At 48.6% G+C, this 17376-nt stretch carries 17 protein-coding genes; 9 read left to right on the forward strand and 8 right to left on the reverse strand.

The genetic code is table 11. The features are described 5' to 3' along the window. The first annotated feature begins 113 nt into the window (after nucleotides 1-113). The 8 genes from ACI0FF_RS04660 (at nucleotide 114) to ACI0FF_RS04695 (ending at nucleotide 5403) form a co-directional block, all read left to right on the forward strand. Nucleotides 114-512: a hypothetical protein gene (locus ACI0FF_RS04660; RefSeq protein WP_419798962.1), complete on the forward strand. Its 399-nt coding sequence runs from the start codon at nucleotides 114-116 to the stop codon at nucleotides 510-512. After that, complete coding sequence (locus ACI0FF_RS04665) at nucleotides 509-1555, forward strand: caspase family protein (RefSeq protein ID WP_419798963.1); 1047 nt, start codon at nucleotides 509-511, stop codon at nucleotides 1553-1555. The genes ACI0FF_RS04660 and ACI0FF_RS04665 overlap by 4 nt, the downstream gene beginning before the upstream one ends. Before the next feature lie 86 nt (nucleotides 1556-1641). Beyond that, nucleotides 1642-2037 carry a peptide-methionine (R)-S-oxide reductase MsrB gene (msrB, locus tag ACI0FF_RS04670; protein ID WP_419798964.1) on the forward strand — a complete coding sequence of 132 codons (396 nt, stop codon included), beginning with the start codon at nucleotides 1642-1644 and terminating at the stop codon, nucleotides 2035-2037. Nucleotides 2038-2042: 5 nt separating this feature from the next. Beyond that, on the forward strand, nucleotides 2043-3347 hold the full coding sequence (locus ACI0FF_RS04675; protein WP_419798965.1) for an MATE family efflux transporter: 1305 nt from the start codon (nucleotides 2043-2045) through the stop codon (nucleotides 3345-3347). After that, complete coding sequence (locus tag ACI0FF_RS04680; protein WP_419798966.1) at nucleotides 3344-4501, forward strand: murein transglycosylase domain-containing protein; 1158 nt, start codon at nucleotides 3344-3346, stop codon at nucleotides 4499-4501. The genes ACI0FF_RS04675 and ACI0FF_RS04680 overlap by 4 nt, the downstream gene beginning before the upstream one ends. Nucleotides 4502-4724: 223 nt before the next feature. Continuing rightward, nucleotides 4725-4931 (forward strand): cold-shock protein, encoded by a 207-nt coding sequence (locus ACI0FF_RS04685; protein WP_417820082.1) that lies wholly within the window; start codon nucleotides 4725-4727, stop codon nucleotides 4929-4931. Nucleotides 4932-5005: 74 nt separating this feature from the next. Next, on the forward strand, nucleotides 5006-5206 hold the full coding sequence (locus ACI0FF_RS04690) for a hypothetical protein (protein ID WP_188663324.1): 201 nt from the start codon (nucleotides 5006-5008) through the stop codon (nucleotides 5204-5206). Between the two features lie 17 nt (nucleotides 5207-5223). Next, a complete protein-coding gene (locus tag ACI0FF_RS04695; protein ID WP_188663327.1) occupies nucleotides 5224-5403 on the forward strand; it encodes a hypothetical protein in 180 nt (59 codons plus the stop codon). A gap of 61 nt (nucleotides 5404-5464) precedes the next feature. Here the strand turns inward: ACI0FF_RS04695 and pepN are convergent, their stop codons facing one another. Further along, the gene (gene pepN / locus ACI0FF_RS04700; protein WP_419798967.1) at nucleotides 5465-8065 is read right to left on the reverse strand and encodes an aminopeptidase N; all 2601 of its coding nucleotides are present in this window, start codon (nucleotides 8063-8065) and stop codon (nucleotides 5465-5467) included. Nucleotides 8066-8091: 26 nt separating this feature from the next. Further along, complete coding sequence (locus tag ACI0FF_RS04705; protein WP_419798968.1) at nucleotides 8092-8856, reverse strand: acyl-[acyl-carrier-protein] thioesterase; 765 nt, start codon at nucleotides 8854-8856, stop codon at nucleotides 8092-8094. A 68-nt stretch (nucleotides 8857-8924) separates the two neighbouring features. Between ACI0FF_RS04705 and ACI0FF_RS04710 the strand changes: the two genes are divergently transcribed. Further along, nucleotides 8925-9341: an OsmC family protein gene (locus ACI0FF_RS04710; protein ID WP_419798969.1), complete on the forward strand. Its 417-nt coding sequence runs from the start codon at nucleotides 8925-8927 to the stop codon at nucleotides 9339-9341. A gap of 7 nt (nucleotides 9342-9348) precedes the next feature. Here the strand turns inward: ACI0FF_RS04710 and ACI0FF_RS04715 are convergent, their stop codons facing one another. The 6 genes from ACI0FF_RS04715 to ftsZ all read right to left on the reverse strand — a co-directional run bounded on the left by ACI0FF_RS04715 (nucleotide 9349) and on the right by ftsZ (nucleotide 17365). Next, entirely contained in the window at nucleotides 9349-9588 is a 240-nt protein-coding gene (locus tag ACI0FF_RS04715; RefSeq protein ID WP_419798970.1) for a hypothetical protein, read from the reverse strand. Between the two features lie 91 nt (nucleotides 9589-9679). Further along, entirely contained in the window at nucleotides 9680-11764 is a 2085-nt protein-coding gene (gene ligA / locus ACI0FF_RS04720) for an NAD-dependent DNA ligase LigA (protein ID WP_419798971.1), read from the reverse strand. Nucleotides 11765-11792: 28 nt separating this feature from the next. Continuing rightward, nucleotides 11793-13457, reverse strand: a complete 1665-nt coding sequence (gene recN / locus ACI0FF_RS04725; protein WP_419798972.1) for a DNA repair protein RecN — start codon at nucleotides 13455-13457, stop codon at nucleotides 11793-11795. Between the two features lie 7 nt (nucleotides 13458-13464). Further along, nucleotides 13465-14391 carry an outer membrane protein assembly factor BamD gene (locus tag ACI0FF_RS04730; protein WP_419798973.1) on the reverse strand — a complete coding sequence of 309 codons (927 nt, stop codon included), beginning with the start codon at nucleotides 14389-14391 and terminating at the stop codon, nucleotides 13465-13467. A 171-nt stretch (nucleotides 14392-14562) separates the two neighbouring features. Further along, nucleotides 14563-15513: a UDP-3-O-acyl-N-acetylglucosamine deacetylase gene (gene lpxC / locus ACI0FF_RS04735; RefSeq protein WP_419798974.1), complete on the reverse strand. Its 951-nt coding sequence runs from the start codon at nucleotides 15511-15513 to the stop codon at nucleotides 14563-14565. Nucleotides 15514-15775: 262 nt separating this feature from the next. After that, nucleotides 15776-17365, reverse strand: a complete 1590-nt coding sequence (gene ftsZ, locus ACI0FF_RS04740; protein WP_419798975.1) for a cell division protein FtsZ — start codon at nucleotides 17363-17365, stop codon at nucleotides 15776-15778. Nucleotides 17366-17376: the final 11 nt, after the last annotated feature.

The following is a 17376-nucleotide window of genomic DNA, read 5'->3' on the forward strand; positions in this document are numbered from 1 at the left end:
TAGCTTGATTTGAGTAATTGGGGACTACTGTGCAAGTTTCTTATAAGAGTTTATGTCTTTTGTGCTTATTTCTTATTCCTGCATGCCAATCAGGGCCTGCGAATAAGCCGACTATGTCATCTGTATCTCAGGCGGTACCCGCGTCACAAACGGATCGTCAGTTGGCTATGATTCAGGTGAACGAGCAGGGAAAGACACAGGATATACTTGGTTATATTGTTGCCTCTAAGCGGGCCGGGCGGAATCAACCTGTTAGTTTCTATAATCAAAACGATCGAAAAGTCTGTGAGGGCCAATACCATATTCGGCCTCATTTTAGTAAAGGTGAATTGGACGTCAGTTGTTTTAATGGTCGTATCCGAGGTTCGGGTGAATTTTTTATCGCGGGTCATCGTAATGGCCGCACTTATGGGACGGCAGTTGTCCGTATGCCCACAAGCCATTTTCGTTTGGTCTATGGTCTGACTGAAGAACAATATGAACAGCGACGCAAGGGCTTGATGACACAATGAAGTTGAGCTGGGCACTCTTACTTCTTTTTTTGCAATCAGGTCTTTTTCCTGCACAGGCGCAAACAGGCTTTCTTGATCTATGGTGTGAATATGGGGGGGAGGGATGTACGTCTGCCCCACGCCCTAATATGACGGCGAAACCCGCCAAGAAACCTCCTTCGAATGTAACCGATACAACGACTGTAAAACCGATACCTGATAAGAAAAAGACTCCTGTTGCGGCTACTCAAATCGTTAACAAACGCCCGCCAAGCGTTCCTTTGATTAAGAAAAATGCTGTTTTAGCTAAGTCGGGAAATGTCACTTTCGGGCGATATTATGCCTTGGTGATTGGCAATAATGAGTATCCCAATCTGGATAAATTAAAAACAGCGGTTACCGATGCCAAGGAAGTTGCCGCCCTGTTGCGCAAATCCTATGGGTTTTCAGTGACGCTTTTGCTGAATGGGACGCGTGATCAGATCATTGCCGCCTTGGATGAATATCGAAAAATCTTAAAAAAAGACGATAACCTTTTGATCTATTATGCCGGGCATGGCTGGATGGATAAAGAAAGTGAACGCGGCTATTGGCTGCCGGTTGATGCCAGTCGTGATACGCGTGCGCGCTGGGTATCCAATGCCGATGTCACTGATACCTTGAAAGCGTTGAAAGCGCGCCATGTGATGATTGTTGCCGATAGCTGCTATGCAGGCACATTAACCCGATCTGCGGGTGAACTTGATCAAACGCGTGGCTTGAAGTTGACGCAACAACCCAGCGCGTATCTGGAAACACTTGCCGGGCGAAAATCGCGCACCGTTTTGGCATCTGGGGCGCTGGAACCGGTCAGTGATTTGGGCGGAGGGAAACATTCGGTTTTTGCCTATGCCTTTTTAAAAAGCCTGCGTGACAATACAAAAATGCTGGATGGCACCCAATTGTTTGGTGAGGTGCGTCGCCAGGTTTTATTGAATGCACGCCAAACGCCGCAATACTCCAATATCCGTTTTGCCGGGCATGATGTGGGTGGTGATTTTATTTTTCTGCGCCGTGATCAGTAACAAGACTGTGACATGACCTTGTATTGCGTGACCGTTCTTTCCATTTAAGTTAGTGTTTTGAAAAACGGACGAAATGGAAAGAAGACATGAGCGATAAATTAAAAAAAACGGATGAAGAGTGGCGCGAAGAATTGAGTCCGGATGAGTATGCTGTCTGTCGCCAGCATGGGACGGAACGCGCCTTTACCGGACGGTATTGGGATACAAAAACGCCCGGTGTCTATCATTGCGCTGGATGTGGGGAGCCGTTGTTTGGTTCCGATACCAAATATGATTCCGGCAGTGGTTGGCCAAGTTTTTATCAACCCCTTGATCCCGACAGTGTAGAAGAAAATCGCGATACGACCCACGGTATGATCCGAACGGAAGTTCATTGTGCGAAATGTGATAGTCACTTGGGTCATGTGTTTGAAGACGGGCCGCAACCGACCGGATTGCGCTATTGCATTAATTCGCTGTCCTTGAAGTTACACGAAAAGTAAGTTTTATGCGCAATTCGCCTGCGATTTGGGCATTGGTTTTACCGATTATTCTGTCCAATATCACGGTGCCTTTGATTGGCGCCGTGGATACGGCTGTCATGGGGCATATGGAAACAGCGGCCTATCTTGGGGCTGTTGCGGTGGGCAGTTTAATCTTTGATTATATTTATTGGGGGTTTGGGTTTCTCAGGCTGTCAACGACCGGGTTGACGGCGCAAGCCTTGGGGCGCGAAGACGGGGAAGAAGTTCGTGCTCTGTTTGCCCGTGCCCTGATTTTGGCGTTGCTGGCCAGCGCCCTGTTATGGGCGGGGCAATCCTATATTTTTCAACTGTCTGCCTATTTGATTGAAGCCAGTACTGAGGTTGAAGCACTGGCCAAAACCTATTTTCAAGTGCGGATCTGGTCAGCCCCGGCGGCCTTGATCAATTATATTCTGATCGGCTGGATGTTGGCGTGTAAGGATACCAAATCTGTTTTGATACAACAGGTTGCCACAAATGTTGCTAATGTGGTGCTGGATCTTTGGTTTGTGATGGGATTGGGATGGGGAGTGGAAGGTGTCGCCTTCGCAACCGTTCTCGCCCAATATTGCGGGCTTGGCATCGGATTGATCCTGATGCGGCGTAACTTGGTGAAAATTGAAGGTGCATGGCGCCGCGAGGTGATTTTCGTCACCGAAAAATTTACAAAATTAATCTCAATGAACAGCGACTTGTTCATTCGTACCGTGTGCCTGTTATCTGCCTTTGCCTGGTTGACGGCACAAGGTGCGAAAATGGGGGATGCGGTCCTGGCAGCCAATGCGATTTTATTGCAGTTTTTGATGTTTGCTTCGTATGGGCTGGATGGTTTTGCCCATGCGGTTGAAGTCTTGTGTGGGCATGGGGCAGGTAAAAAAGACCGTATCGCCTTTCAAGGGGCTGTTCGGGTGACGACAAAGGCCGCGTTTTTAACGGCGTTTGGTCTGTCGGCATGTTATTTTCTGTTTGGGGATATGTTGATTAACTTGTTCAGCAATCTCCCGGCAGTGTTGGATACGGCAAAACAATACTTGATCTGGGCCGTGGTGTTGCCGGTGATTGCGGTTGGGGCGTTTCAAATGGATGGTATATACATGGGGCTGACACAAACCCGCGTCTTGCGCAACATGATGGTGTTATCACTGGGATTATACATTCCCTTAAGTTTGATTTTGCAGTCTGTTTGGGGAAATCATGGTTTATGGGCGGCGTTTACCTTTTTTATGGGAATGCGCGCTATAACATTGGGGATGACTTACACCCGTGTTGAACAGAAGGTCTTTGCATGATTTCACGACGCACTTTTTTAATGGGCTGCTTACCGGCGGCGCTGACGGCATGTTCTACATCTGAAATCGTACGTACCATCAGTACGGCCGCGCGCGGTGGGTCTCTAAGCGGGGCTGTGCGTTCTGTTGCAACCTCCAAGGCGACAGGCTGGGCAAGTAATCCCAAATCTCTTGTGCGTGATGTGGAACGTCTGGATAAGTTTGCCCAACAGTTTTTGAAGGATGTAATCACCGTTTGGGGGCAGGATAACGCCACCACACCGTCCAAAAAAGTGTTTGTAAAATATAGTGATAATTATAAAAGCCGTGGGGTTATTGATTTTGATAAATCGTTGGTTCGGGTGGAAACATTGGAACCGGATCATTTAAAACGCGCGATTGTGACGACCTTGCTGTCACCGGTTGACCCGCGTGAGGTTGATTTGTTTTCTGCCGAGCCTGTTAAATTGGGGAAAGAGCCATTTTTATATGCTCAGGTGGTGGACCATGAGGGTAAATACATCCGATGGGGGTGGCGCGCAAACCGGTTTGCGGATTACTTGCTCAAACATAAAAAACAGTCCCGTCTAGTGACGCTGGAAAATGGGGTGTCCAAGACGGAAACCTTTGTTGAATTCCCCTTGGTGCGTAACCATACCAATACCCGCCAAAACAGATATGCGGGATTGGTCAATAAGTACGCAGGCCAGTATCGTATTGAGCGATCACTCGTTTATGCGATTATCAAGACGGAAAGTAATTTTAATCCATATGCCGTCAGTTGGGTGCCTGCGTACGGGTTGATGCAGATTGTACCGACAACAGCAGGGCGTGATGCCTATGAAGTTGTTCATGGACGCGCTGGGACGCCAACACGCAGCTATTTATTTGATCCTGAAAACAACATTCGGATGGGATGTGCCTATCTCCATATCCTGCAATCAAGATATCTTAAACAGATTAAGAACCCGACCACGCGGGAATATTGCGTGATTGCAGCTTATAACGGCGGGGCGGGCAATGTGTTGCGCAGTTTTCATAAAAACAAGGATCAAGCTTTTGCTATGATTAATAAATCTTCACCACGCGCGGTGTATCAACGGTTACGAACCAAGATGCCCAAGGAAAGCCAACGCTATCTTGAAAAGGTGACAACGGCCAAGCGGAAATTCTGATATGCAGGGTAAATCATGGGCTTAAAAAATTATTACAAATATACTTGACAGCCGTATGGATAAAGATTATCTATGGCGCTCAATATTTCGCACGGTTATGCGATTCTGTTATTTTCAGCTTAGGCTGACGTACTACGTTTCTCTATACATTGTGATTTCAATTGAACGTATCTCCACGCGTTGTGGGATGCGTATATTCTCATTCCAATTAAAGGACAATGTTATGGCTATTGGAAGTGTAAAGTGGTTTAACCCGACTAAAGGTTTTGGTTTTATTGAGCCGGAAGATGGCGGACAAGATGCGTTCGTTCATATTTCTGCTGTTGAACAAGCTGGTCTTTCCGGTTTGAACGAAGGCCAGAAAGTTGAGTATGAACTCGAAACAGGTCGCAACGGTAAGAAGTCGGTAACGAACCTCTCTATCGTATAACGCTGTGTTGAAACTGTCCTCCCGAACATTCGGTTTGGGGGGCAGTTCCACAAGCGAACGAAAGAGGAACGACCATGAAAAAACCCACTATGTCGAGGGCGGAAGAACTGGCGTTAAAAAGCCAATTAGACAGCGATAAATTTCTCGAAGAAAAACAAGATGCCGAGCGTCTCCGCACAGAGCGGATTGCAGATCTCAAGGCATTGAGACTTGAAAAAGAAGAAAAACAAAGAAACGCCACCCGAAAACTGGCTAGAGCGGTTCCAAAAAAATAATAATAAGGAATAATAAAATGAACCAAGGACAAGATTTTTTAATCAGGTATGGCATTCATAATTTTGTGAGTTACAACGAGCAGGGAAATAACCCGAGCTTTTTGATCCAAAAAACGGCCCATCATAAGATGGTGCAACATGCACAAAAACTGATTCAAGGGATGTATGGCGAAACGACTGATATTCGTCTCGCCTAAATATTATCCCCGATAAAAAATGAAAAGCGTGGCTCGATTTGAGTCCACGCTTTTTTTGGCTTTAAGCTAACGATTTACTCGCCATTTCGAAGGTGTCACCGGATAAATTGTCTGTAGAGATGATGCGTTGGAGTTGGGCTTTCATCAGGTCTTGACGTTTTGCATCGAAGCGGCGCCATCTGCCAAGCGGGGCAACCATGCGTGCAGCAATCTGTGGGTTGATTTTATCCAGTTCCAAGATGCGATCAGCGTGGAAGGCATAACCGGATCCATCTTCGTTATGATAATGCAATTGGTTGGCATGGGCAAAAACGCCGATCAAGGAGCGCACCTTGTTCGGATTTTTAATTGAAAAAGCTTCATGCGACATCAGGTTTTGCACGGTGTTTAGTGTGCCGGGCAGGCTGGACATGGCTTGAACACTCAGCCATTTATCCACGACCAATGCATCGTCTTTAAAGCGGGTGTAGAAATCTTCCAGCGCTTCAAGGCGGGCATCGGCTTCTTTGTTGGATAGGATCGACAAAGCGGCCATACGGTCCGTCATATTATTGGCATTGTGATATTGTGCTGTAATCAGGGCGAGGCAGGCTGGGTCGTTGTTTTCTGCAAGATAAGCGAGGCAGGTGTTTTTCAACGCACGTTGCCCACAGGATGCAGCATCCGGACTATAGGGTTTATCACTGCGCAAATCCCTGAATAATTTGAGGAAGTCTTCTTGGAGGTCTTCTGCGATATAATGGCGCAGGGCTTCGCGGGCTTGATGAATAGCAACCACATCTATGGTTTCCATTTGTTCTGCCAAGTAGCCTTCTGTTGGTAATTGCAGACAGAGGGCAATGAAATCCAGATCCAGTTGGTCATTTAACAGGGTTTGACGCAGGGCTTGGATGAAATCGTCGTCCTTTTTAAATGGTTTCTCTTTTTGATAGGCTTTGACCATCTCCAGTAATAGGTCTGTAGCATATGTCTGTGCGGCTTCCCACCGGGCAAAATCATCACTGTCGTTTGCCATCAGAAAGGCCAATTCCGTACGGCTGTACGAGGCTTTTAATCTGATTGGTGCGCTAAAACCCTGATTTAGCGAGATGACCGGTTCACTTTCGATATTTTCAAAACGGAAGGTTTCTTTGGCTTTGGAAAAAGAAAGAACATCGCTTAGAATCTCCGTACCTTCGAGATCAAGCAGGCCAATAGAAATGGGCATATGTAACGGTTGTTTTTCAGTTTGTCCCGGTGTCGGGGCAAGATGCTGGGCCAATGTCAAATCAAACTGCTGAGCTTCATGGTCATAGGACCAATGGGCGGTGACTTCGGGTGTTCCGGCTTGGGAATACCAAAGTTTAAATTGCGTTAGATCAATGTCGGAGGCATCCATCATGGCCGCAGCAAAATCGTCACAGGTGACGGCTTGTCCGTCGTGACGTTCAAAATAAAGATCCATACCTTTGCGGAAATTATCTTCCCCTAAAAGGGTATGCATCATGCGGATAACCTCGGACCCTTTATTATAGACGGTCGCGGTGTAGAAGTTATCAATCGCCATATATTGTTCGGGGCGCACCGGATGAGCCAGCGGACCCGCATCTTCGGGGAATTGTGCGGCGCGAAGAACTTTGACATTTGAGATACGTTCACAGGGGCGCGAGCGCATGTCGGAGGAAAATTCCTGATCCCGGAAAACGGTGAGGCCTTCTTTTAAGGACAGTTGGAACCAGTCGCGGCACGTCACCCGGTTGCCGGTCCAGTTGTGGAAATATTCATGGGCGATGACGCCTTCGATCCCGGCGTAATCCGCATCGGTTGCCGTGTCGGATTTGGCAAGGACATATTTGGTATTGAAGACATTCAACGATTTATTTTCCATTGCGCCCATGTTGAAATCACTGACAGCAACGATGTTGTAAAGATCAAGGTCATATTCCAAACCAAAGCGATCTTCATCCCACTTCATGGCGGCCTTGAGGCTTTCCATTGCCCAATCAACCCGGTCTTCATTGCCATGTTCGACAAAGATATGCAGATCAACAGTTCGCCCGGTGCTGGTGATAAAAGTATTGCTGACTTGTGCAAGATCCCCTGCCACAAGAGCAAACAGGTAGGATGGTTTGGGGAATGGGTCTTGCCAAACGGCAATATGTTGATCGTCTTCAACATCGTTTTGTTCAATTAAATTCCCGTTGGATAACAGGACCGGACATGCGGCCTTATCTGCAATAATGGTTACATTGTAGGTCGCCATGACATCTGGGCGGTCCTGAAAATACGTGATGCGGCGGAAACCTTGTGCTTCACACTGGGTGCAATAAGTCCCGTTGGATTGATAAAGGCCGCTGAGTTGTGTATTACCCTTGGGATCAATCTCGGTTTCGATGACCAGCTCAAAACGTTCGGGCAAGTTGGTAATGGTCAGGCTTTTGTCATCGCAGCTATAGTCATTTTCGCCCAGTTCCCGTCCATCGATTGTGATATGGAGAAGTTTCAGGTCTTCGCCATCCAGAACCAAGGGCGCATTGTCCGTGTTATTGGCGTAATAGGTTGTGGCACAGACAACACGTGTGTTTTCACTTTCAAGATCGAAAACAAGTTCGACATTTTCTACCAGATAGGCTGGTTTACGGTAATCTTCCAGACGGATGGTTTGGGGTTGTTCAGTTTTCATGGGGGAAACTTTCTTATTATAGGGGCCTATCGGGTAATATGGGCGCGGATTAATTCTTTACCGCCAGTGGTGGCGAGTAAAACGCTGCTGTCTTTTTCACTGACCTGCTGGACCATAGCTTGCACATTGTCATCCAAGAGGCATTCATTGCGAAAGACGACGTCCAGTGCGCGTGGCTGGAAGGGATGGCGCACATTATGTGCAGAGGCACTTAAGGCCCATTGGATCAGTTTGGTATTGTTTACATGGTTGTAAAGATCAATATCGCCTAAACGCGGTTTGAACGGAGGTTGCGGGATACCCAGAAGGGGCTTTTCCACGGTACGACGTTGAAAATCAATTGGGCGTTCGCCAGCTTCGGGCATGCGGGCAAGGACAAATTCTGGCCAGTCGGCAATGGTACGTGTTTTCAGGTCAAATAGCGCAAAGGTCGATAGGGCGGTGGCGATCACCATGTTGTTTTCATCGCGCAACCTGTAAAAGCGATTGCCGAAACGCCCTTGTTGTCCGGCATACCATGTTTGTACGGCAACCGCGTCGCCCTTGCGGGGGTAATGGCGCACATGGATAGACAAACGGGCGAGAACCCACGCAAGGTTGGTTCCTTGCAAGGCTTCCATCCCCAAATTTAACAAGGTAGAGTTCCGAAAGGCACTTTCTTGCAGGTATTCTGCGACATTACAGACGGAAAATAACCCGTTCGGGGTGATCTCGGAAATCCGAACGTGAAATATTTCTTGGCCCAATGTCGCTGGCGCCTTGGCTTTATCGACTTTTGCCCAATCAATCATATGGCTTTCCTTTTAGAAACATACCGTTTATGTAGGAGCGATATCTCTTTTAAGTCAAGGACCAAGCAATGACCACACGTGTTAAATGGGTTGAAGACCGTGTATTTATCGGCACAAGTGGCAGTGGCCACGGTGTTGTGATGGAAGCAAAAGGCCCCGGGCAAGGCAGCGTCGGCCCGAGTCCCATGGAAATGTTACTTTTGGGAATGGGGGGCTGCACCACATTTGATGTTGTTCATATTCTGGGACGCATGCGTGAAGATGTGACCGGTTGCGAAGTTGAAATCGACGGTGTGCGCGCCGATGAAGACCCGAAGGTCTATACAAAAATTCATGCCCACTTCAAGGTATCAGGCCGTAATCTGAAAGAAAAGAAAGTGGCGCAGGCGATTGAGATGTCGGCGGAAAAATACTGCTCTGCCTCCCTCATGTTGGGGGCAACGGCTGAGATTACGCACGATTTTGAACTGATTGACGTGGAATGAAATATTATTAATTCAGGCTTTTGCGCTTTTTGGCCTCACATTGTGGATCGGCGGCGCATAAGTTGGTCAATTCCAACGCGATGCGTTGCCATTCACGGCGTTGCATGGTGTCTTCTGCTTCACGAATATAATCGGAAACCCGCGCTAAAGCGTTTTCGAATCCTTGTGCATTATATAAGGTGGTGGCGATGAGGCATGTGTCGTCATCGTCGCCGATGTTTTCAATTCCATTGTGATCGGCATTCATCACATATGACCCCTCTATATTTATGCCTTACAGCTTGAATATAGAATTGTTCTATTGTGAGGAGCCACCCCCATTTGGGTGAGCTTTTGGATTATCTGGTTAAATTGTGCCAAGCTTCTTCACTTAGGATTTGCACACCGAGTTCTTCTGCTTTTTTAAGTTTAGAACCGGCACTTTCCCCGGCAACTACATAATCGGTTTTTTTCGAGACAGAACCGGATACTTTTGCGCCGAGGCTTTCTGCCTTGGCTTTGGCTTCGGACCGGGTTGTGGTGACGAGGGTGCCGGTAAAGACAACGGTTTTGCCAGCAACGGGGCTTCCGTCTGTTTTGGGGGCTGTGAAGTCTTCGATATGTAATTGGGCTTTCAGGTCTTCCATAACCTCGCGGTTATGGGGTTCATGGACAAATTCTACAATATCCTGTGCCATTGCACTTCCGATCCCGTCAATATCAATCAGGTCGGCAAATTCGCTGCTTTGTGGATCACAGGCCTTGGTCATGGCTTGATACCAATTATCAAAACTCAGGTAGTTTTTGGCCAATGTACGCGCCGTTGCCTGTCCCACTTGGCGAATGCCTAAGGCATAAATAAAGCGGTCCAGTCCAATTGTCCGGCGTTGGTCGATAGATTTTTTTAAATTGGAAACGGATTTCTCTTTCCAGCCATCCCACTTGGCAATGGTTTCTGCATGATCACCCAGACGGAAGATATCGCCGGGGGTTTTGATTAACCCTTCCTGCCAGAACCGTTCAATGTTTTTTGCCCCCAGACCATCCATGTCAAAGGCGTTGCGCGAGACAAAATGTTTTAATCGTTCAACTGCTTGGGCTGGGCAAATCAGTCCGCCGGTGCAGCGTGTGGCCGCTTCGCCTTCTTCGCGCATGGCATGACTGCCACATTCTGGGCATTCGGTCGGAAAGATAAATTCTGCGGTGTTTTCGGGGCGTTTTTCAAGGACAACTTCAACCACTTGCGGGATGACGTCCCCCGCGCGTTGAATGATAACGCTATCGCCGACACGAACGTCTTTACGTTTGATCTCGTCTGCATTATGCAGGGTTGCGTTGGAGACAACCACACCGCCAACTGTAATCGGTTTCAGGCGTGCAACCGGGGTAAGGACCCCTGTGCGGCCAACTTGAATGTCGATGGCTTCCAAAACGGTTTGAGCTTTCTCTGCTGGAAATTTATGGGCAATCGCCCAACGCGGAGACCGGGAAATAAAACCGAGGCGCTGTTGCCAATCCAGTTGGTTGACCTTATAGACGACCCCGTCAATATCATAAGGAAGCTCGGCGCGTTGATTATTGATATCTTCATACAGTCCCATAATATCGGCGATATTGGTACAAACTTTGGTTAGGGGGTTAACGGGCAATCCCCAATCCTTAAAGGTTTCAATCGTTCCCATTTGGGTATCGCTGAGAGGTGCAGACATTTCCCCCCATGCATAAGCAAACATACGCAAAGGACGTCTTGCCGTGATGCTTGGGTCAAGCTGACGCAATGATCCAGCTGCTGCGTTGCGCGGATTGGCAAAAATTTTGGCTCCGGCGGCTTCTTGCAGGCGGTTTAATTCAGCAAACTCATCTTTTGCCATATAGACTTCACCGCGAATTTCGACCACATCAGGGGCATTATTAGGCAGGTTTAGTGGTAATTCTTTCATGGTGAGAATATTTTGGGTGACATCTTCGCCAACCGCCCCGTCACCACGGGTGGCGGCTTGTTTAAAACGCCCGTTTTCATATCGGAGTGAAATGGACAGGCCGTCAATTTTCGGTTCTGCGACAATTTCAACGGCTTCATCAGCCGATAACCCAAGAAAGCGCCGGATACGGTCCAGAAAATCCTGTACGTCTTCTTCGGAAAAAGCATTGCCGAGTGAGAGCATGGGAACAGCGTGGGTAATTTTGGAAAATCCGGATTGCAGTGGTGCGCCGATTTTATCTGTCGGGCTGTCCTTGCGTTTTAAATGAGGAAATTTTTCCTCAATGGCCATGTTGCGTTGGCGCAGTGCATCGTAGTCGGCATCTGAAATATCGGGTTCGTCTTTCTGATAGTATGCCTTGTCATGCGCGTGAATTTCATCTGCGAGTGCTTTAAGCTCCGCATAGGCGTCGAATTCTGTCAGTTGATCAACTGAGATGGTGCGTAAGCTTTGGATCGCCATTTTTTAGTCTCTGTTATATGTGTGATGCCTAAACGGCATTGAGCAAGGTATCAGCCGCTGCGCGGGCTTCGATGGTGATTTGTTCACCGGAAATCATGCGGGCAATTTCTTCGGTGCGTTCTTCATCGCTAAGCGGGCGAATGGTGGAAACAACCTGTCCGTTGTTTTCAGCCTTGGATACGCGTAAATGATGGTTGCCGCGTGCACCCACCTGCGGGGAATGGGTAACGACCAGAACCTGTACATCCTGTGCCAGTTTCCCCAGACGTTCCCCGACCGCTGCTGCCGTGGCCCCGCCGATACCGGCATCGACTTCATCAAAAACAAGGGTCGGGATGGGATCGGCTTGTGCCAGAACGACCTTGAGGGCCAGCATAAAACGTGAAAGTTCCCCACCGGAAGCAACCTTGGCAATTGGGCCAAGCGGCGCACCGGGGTTTGTGGAAATTTCAAAGGCGATTTTGTCACAACCCGTTTCGTTCCAGTCTTGGGCATTCAATTTTTGAATGGTGGTTGCAAAGGTGGCACCGCCTAATTTTAACGGCGTAAGTTCATCATTGACGGCTTTATCCAGTTTTTGCGCTGTCCCCCGGCGTTTTTGGCCCAGATCCTCGGCAATTTCGATAAAGGCGGTCCGTAAGGCGGTTTCTTTTTGACGCAGTTCATGCAAGGCCGTGTCGCCTGCCTCAACCGCGTTGAGCTGGGCCTCGAAACGGTCTTTCAGGTTGGGCAGTTCGGTGACCGGAACATCGTGTTTGCGCGCGGCAGCGCGCAGGGCAAACAGGCGTTCTTCCACGGCTTCGAGGTGGCGGGGGTCTAGATCAACTTCATTACTGGCGCGTTCCAATTCCTGAATGCCAAGCATTGTATATTCAGACGCTTTATCCAGTGTTTCTATGACGCTGTCTAAACGCCCTTCGGCTTTTTCTGCGATACGTTCCAGATGACGCAAGGCGTTACGCAGGTTGACTTCAACCCCTTTGTGGGAGGTGAGTTCACCATGAGCCTGATTCATACCGTCGATCAGTTTTTCACCATGCATCAATCGCTGACGCTGGGCGGCGAGTTCTTCTTCTTCGCCTTCTTGCGGGGCAAGCTGTGTGAGTTCGTCGACCATATGGCGCAGATATTCTTCGTCCGCGCGTGCTTTTTCAAGGGCGGCCTCGGCTGCTTTGCGATCATGTTCTACCTGTTTCCAGCTGCGAAAGGCGATGCGCGTTCGTTTGGCTTGATTGCCTAAAGTACCAAACGCATCCAGAAGGCTGCGATGTGTAACGGGATTAAGCAGGCCTTGAGTATCAAATTGCCCATGAATTTCAACAAGGGCGGCCCCGGCTTGCTTAAGCAGGGAGACGGAAACAGGCTGGTCATTGATATAAGCCCGTGATCTTCCATCCGCATTGACCACGCGGCGTAAGACAAGACTGTCGTCGCGTTCAATATCCTGTTCATCCAGTATGTGCCAGAAGGGATGATCGGTTGAAAGATCAAATTCCGCGCTGACGCTGCCTTTTTCACAGCCGTGACGCACAAGGGCGCTGTCGGCGCGTGCCCCAAGGGCAAGGCCGAGACTGTCCAACAAAATGGACTTACCCGCACCAGTTTCCCCTGTCAGGACACACAGGCCGTTTTTGAAATCCACATTCAGTTTGTCAATGAGGACGATATCGCGAATGGATAATCTATGCAGCATGGCAGGATCACCAGAATTTCCACCAGGATTCTTCTTCGGTATCTTGGGGCTGTTCTTGCTTGGCACGCAGGTCTTCAGCCTTTTTTCCGTCTTGTTCTTCCAAAGCTTCCAGTGTGTCTTTTTCTTCAAACGGCCAATACCATGCGGGGTCTTCTTTGTCGCGCAGGCGTTTGCGTTCCACAATTTGATAGGTATCAATATACCATTCTGAACCGGGGAAGTTATGACCGAGAACTGCTGCTGTGCGTTTGGCTTCTTCATCCAGTCCCAATTGCATGTAGCATTCGATCATGCGATGCAGGGCTTCGGGGACATGGGTGGTGGTGTCGTATTTTTGGACAACAGTTTTAAAACGCGCAAGTGCGGCAATACATTGGTTACGCGATGTGTAATAACGCCCGATTTCCATTTCCTTACCCGCCAAGTGGTCGAAGGTCAGATCGAGTTTTAAACGGGCATCACGGGCATATTTGCTTGTCGGGTATTTTTTGATCAACTCGCGGAATGATTTTTGCGCTTGATCCGTCATCATCTGATCGCGCCCGACATCGGAAATTTGCTCGTAATAGGACAGGCCTTTTAAATAAGTGGCGTAAGGGACATCCTTGTTGGACGGGTGTAATTGGATGAAACGGTCTAACGCAATCACAGCATCGTCATATTTTTCATGTTCGTAATGGGCGTAAGCTGCCATGAGCTGTGCCTTGGTTGCCCATACGGAATAAGGGTGCTGACGTTCGACTTCATCGAATTTTTTTGCCGCTTCTTTATACTTGCCACCCAGCAAGTCGTTGTGCGCATCGTTGTAAAGTTGTTCAACGGGCTGCTCAACGTATGGCGTATCGTCTTTGTTTGAAGAACAGGCACCAAGAAGGGCAACGATTGCAATCGGTGCGGCCAGCTTAAGAACGGACTTGAGTTTGATCTGTTTCATAGAAGTCTTGTCATTATCATCGGTTTGATCAGGATTAGCGAGACTATACCAAGAAAGCCCCGTTTGTCTCTATTCAAATAAGATAAAAATTGACTTCCTTTATTAGATGACAAAAAGAGCCCCGCAAAAATTGTGCGGGGCAAGGAAGCTTCTTATAGGAGAGGCGGCATTTTACGCAGATTTAATCGCGTGACGTTGTTCAAGGTAGGCACCATCCAGATCGTCTTGTGTCATCGGGACGATGGACCATGCATCCTGATTTGCCATTAATGCATGCAAGAGCTGGTTGTTAAGATAATGACCGGAACAAATCCCTGTGTAACGACCAATGATCGGCAGCCCAGCCAAGGCCAGATCGCCAACAGCGTCCAGGATCTTATGGCGAACAAATTCGTTTTCGAAACGCAAGCCTTCTTCGTTCATCACCCCGTCTGCGCTGACAACAACGGCGTTGTCAAGGGAACCACCACGGGCCAAGCCATTGGCGCGCATATATTCGACTTCATGCAGGAAACCGAAAGTCCGTGCGCGGGATAATTCGTCTTTAAAGACACCGCGACCCATATGGACACTGTGTTCTTGACGGGCAATGGCGGGGTTGTCGAAATCAATGGTGAAATCCAGAATGCTGCCTTTGCAAGGCTGGAAACCGGCAAAACGGTCTTTTTCATCAACGCTGACGTTCTTTTCGATGCGAATGGCTTTGCGCGGGGCATCTTGTTCAATAGTACCGGCGCATTCAATTAAAAAGACGAACGGTGCAGCGCTGCCGTCCATGACGGGCATTTCCGGTCCGTTGATTTCGATTAACATGTTGTCAATTGCACAGCCGGAAATCGCAGCCATCAGATGTTCAACTGTTGCAATGGTGACACCATCGCTATTACCGATTTTGGTGCAAAGAGTCGTTTCAACAACATTGTCGTAGGTCGCTTTGATTTCAGCGCCGCCACCAGCAATGTCGATACGTTTGAAAATAATGCCGCTGTCTGCGGGGGCAGGTTTTAGGGTTATGGAAACTTTTTCACCAGAATGCAGGGCGATGCCGGAGCAATTGATAGCGGTCTTCAATGTCTTTTGGCGAAGAACTTTGCTTGCTTTCTGATTTTTAATATTGGTCATAACGCCTCTTCGGTGTTGGTTCGGGAAGTCCCCGTACTTTTTTCGAATTTCCTAGGTTGAATTATTACGAGGTTGAGGGCGAGAACTCAAATCAAGCTTTGTTACGTTTTGTTACAACGCAATATACCTTTAACCTATTGAAATAAAAGCCGATCCCAATCTCGCATACGCATATGCGATAACCGGGACCGGCATCAAGTCACGTTGTGTGAAAATAACTTTTGGTTATTTTCATTGATCGATCAGGCAGGATCGATCTGGTTTAGTTTGCCTGACGACGCAGGAAAGCCGGAATATCCAACAAATCGTCTTCAGCCTGCTGAGAGGTCACCGGACGATCTGCCGGGGAAATATCCAGACTCGGCTGTGACATTTCGTGGATTTCTGCGCTTTCTTTGGTACGTGCCGGGCGTGAAGTACGACCTGTTACACGGTCAAATAAGGAACGTGCGGCACTCGGGGCGACTTCGGCTTCCACTTTTTCTTCCTGAACCTGTCTACTGATATGGAAGGGATTGTGGGCCTGAACCGGTTCGTCCACACTGTTGGTTTGTGCTGCTGCAGGCGGAATAAACGGGGCACGTTGTTCCACAGGTGCAGTTTCAACAGCGGCTTGTTGCGGTTGGCGCAGTGTGTTTTGGATGCGCATGGCAACTTGTTCTGCGTTCATGGCAACGTTTTCTTCTGCAACGTTATTTTCTTTTTGCTCGTTCATGCTCGGTTGAGCAACCGATTGCATGGACAAAACTTTAGAAGCGGCAGCTTTTGCCACAGTCGCATTACGTTCTTCTGTTGAAGGAGTCGGCTGCGTTTGTTGTGGAGCAGATGTGTTTTCCACAACTTCCAAAATGCGGGGTTTCGGATTTTCGGCTTCCATTGCATCAATGCCAGTGGAAACGACGGAAACGCGCATTCTGCCTTCGAGGCTTTCGTCCAGAGTTGTACCAAAAATGATGTTAGCATTCGGGTCGACTTCTTCGCGAATACGGTTGGCGGCTTCGTCCACTTCGAACAGGGAAATATCCAAACCACCCGTAATGTTGATCAGGACGCCTTTCGCCCCTTTCATGGTGCTGTCGTCCAGCAACGGGTTGGAAATGGCAGCTTCGGCCGCTTCGACAGCGCGACGTTCACCTTCGGCTTCGCCTGTACCCATCATGGCTTTACCCATTTCGCTCATGACTGTTTTAATGTCGGAGAAATCAAGGTTGATCATGCCGGGACGAACCATCAAATCGGTTACACCACGGACACCGGAATGTAACACTTCGTCCGCCATTTGGAAGGCTTCGGCAAATGTTGTTTTTTCCGTTGCGATACGGAACAAATTCTGGTTAGGGATGACGATCAGTGTATCGACATATTTTTGCATTTCTTCGATACCGGAATCAGCCAAACGCATACGGTGCACGCCTTCGAACTGGAACGGTTTGGTCACCACACCGACGGTCAGAATACCGGCTTCGCGTGCAGCATGCGCAATTACAGGGGCTGCACCAGTGCCTGTCCCGCCGCCCATACCAGCAGTGATAAAGACCATGTTGGAACCTGCAATTTGCTGCATGATATCGTCAATGGATTCAAGGGCAGCATCGCGCCCGACATCGGGTTTGGAACCTGCACCCAGACCGGAGGTCAGTTGTGCACCCAACTGAATACGGTGATCTGACTTGGATTGTGCAAGTGCTTGTGCATCAGTGTTGGCAACAACAAATTCCACACCTTCCAAAGAAGACTGGATCATATTGTTGACGGCGTTACCGCCGGCGCCACCGACGCCGATGACTGTGATACGGGGGCCTGTTTGTACAGGGGCCGGATGATGTTCCGGTGCTTGAAAATTAATGGCCATTTTTGTCTGCC

The sequence above is a fragment of the Terasakiella sp. 4MB5A genome, from assembly GCF_050058155.1.
GTDB classification, from domain to species: domain Bacteria; phylum Pseudomonadota; class Alphaproteobacteria; order Rhodospirillales; family Terasakiellaceae; genus Terasakiella; species Terasakiella halodenitrificans.

Coding starts and splice junctions, on each gene's coding strand:
- pepN (WP_419798967.1), bottom strand. CDS start 8,065: ATGAAAACTGAACAACCCCAAACCATCCGTCTGGAAGATTACCGTAAA.
- ACI0FF_RS04715 (WP_419798970.1), bottom strand. CDS start 9,588: ATGAATGCCGATCACAATGGAATTGAAAACATCGGCGACGATGACGAC.
- ACI0FF_RS04695 (WP_188663327.1), top strand. CDS start 5,224: ATGAACCAAGGACAAGATTTTTTAATCAGGTATGGCATTCATAATTTT.
- ACI0FF_RS04730 (WP_419798973.1), bottom strand. CDS start 14,391: ATGAAACAGATCAAACTCAAGTCCGTTCTTAAGCTGGCCGCACCGATT.
- ACI0FF_RS04705 (WP_419798968.1), bottom strand. CDS start 8,856: ATGATTGATTGGGCAAAAGTCGATAAAGCCAAGGCGCCAGCGACATTG.
- ACI0FF_RS04665 (WP_419798963.1), top strand. CDS start 509: ATGAAGTTGAGCTGGGCACTCTTACTTCTTTTTTTGCAATCAGGTCTT.
- recN (WP_419798972.1), bottom strand. CDS start 13,457: ATGCTGCATAGATTATCCATTCGCGATATCGTCCTCATTGACAAACTG.
- lpxC (WP_419798974.1), bottom strand. CDS start 15,513: ATGACCAATATTAAAAATCAGAAAGCAAGCAAAGTTCTTCGCCAAAAG.
- ACI0FF_RS04710 (WP_419798969.1), top strand. CDS start 8,925: ATGACCACACGTGTTAAATGGGTTGAAGACCGTGTATTTATCGGCACA.
- ligA (WP_419798971.1), bottom strand. CDS start 11,764: ATGGCGATCCAAAGCTTACGCACCATCTCAGTTGATCAACTGACAGAA.
- ACI0FF_RS04680 (WP_419798966.1), top strand. CDS start 3,344: ATGATTTCACGACGCACTTTTTTAATGGGCTGCTTACCGGCGGCGCTG.
- ACI0FF_RS04660 (WP_419798962.1), top strand. CDS start 114: ATGTCATCTGTATCTCAGGCGGTACCCGCGTCACAAACGGATCGTCAG.
- ftsZ (WP_419798975.1), bottom strand. CDS start 17,365: ATGGCCATTAATTTTCAAGCACCGGAACATCATCCGGCCCCTGTACAA.
- ACI0FF_RS04690 (WP_188663324.1), top strand. CDS start 5,006: ATGAAAAAACCCACTATGTCGAGGGCGGAAGAACTGGCGTTAAAAAGC.
- ACI0FF_RS04675 (WP_419798965.1), top strand. CDS start 2,043: ATGCGCAATTCGCCTGCGATTTGGGCATTGGTTTTACCGATTATTCTG.
- ACI0FF_RS04685 (WP_417820082.1), top strand. CDS start 4,725: ATGGCTATTGGAAGTGTAAAGTGGTTTAACCCGACTAAAGGTTTTGGT.
- msrB (WP_419798964.1), top strand. CDS start 1,642: ATGAGCGATAAATTAAAAAAAACGGATGAAGAGTGGCGCGAAGAATTG.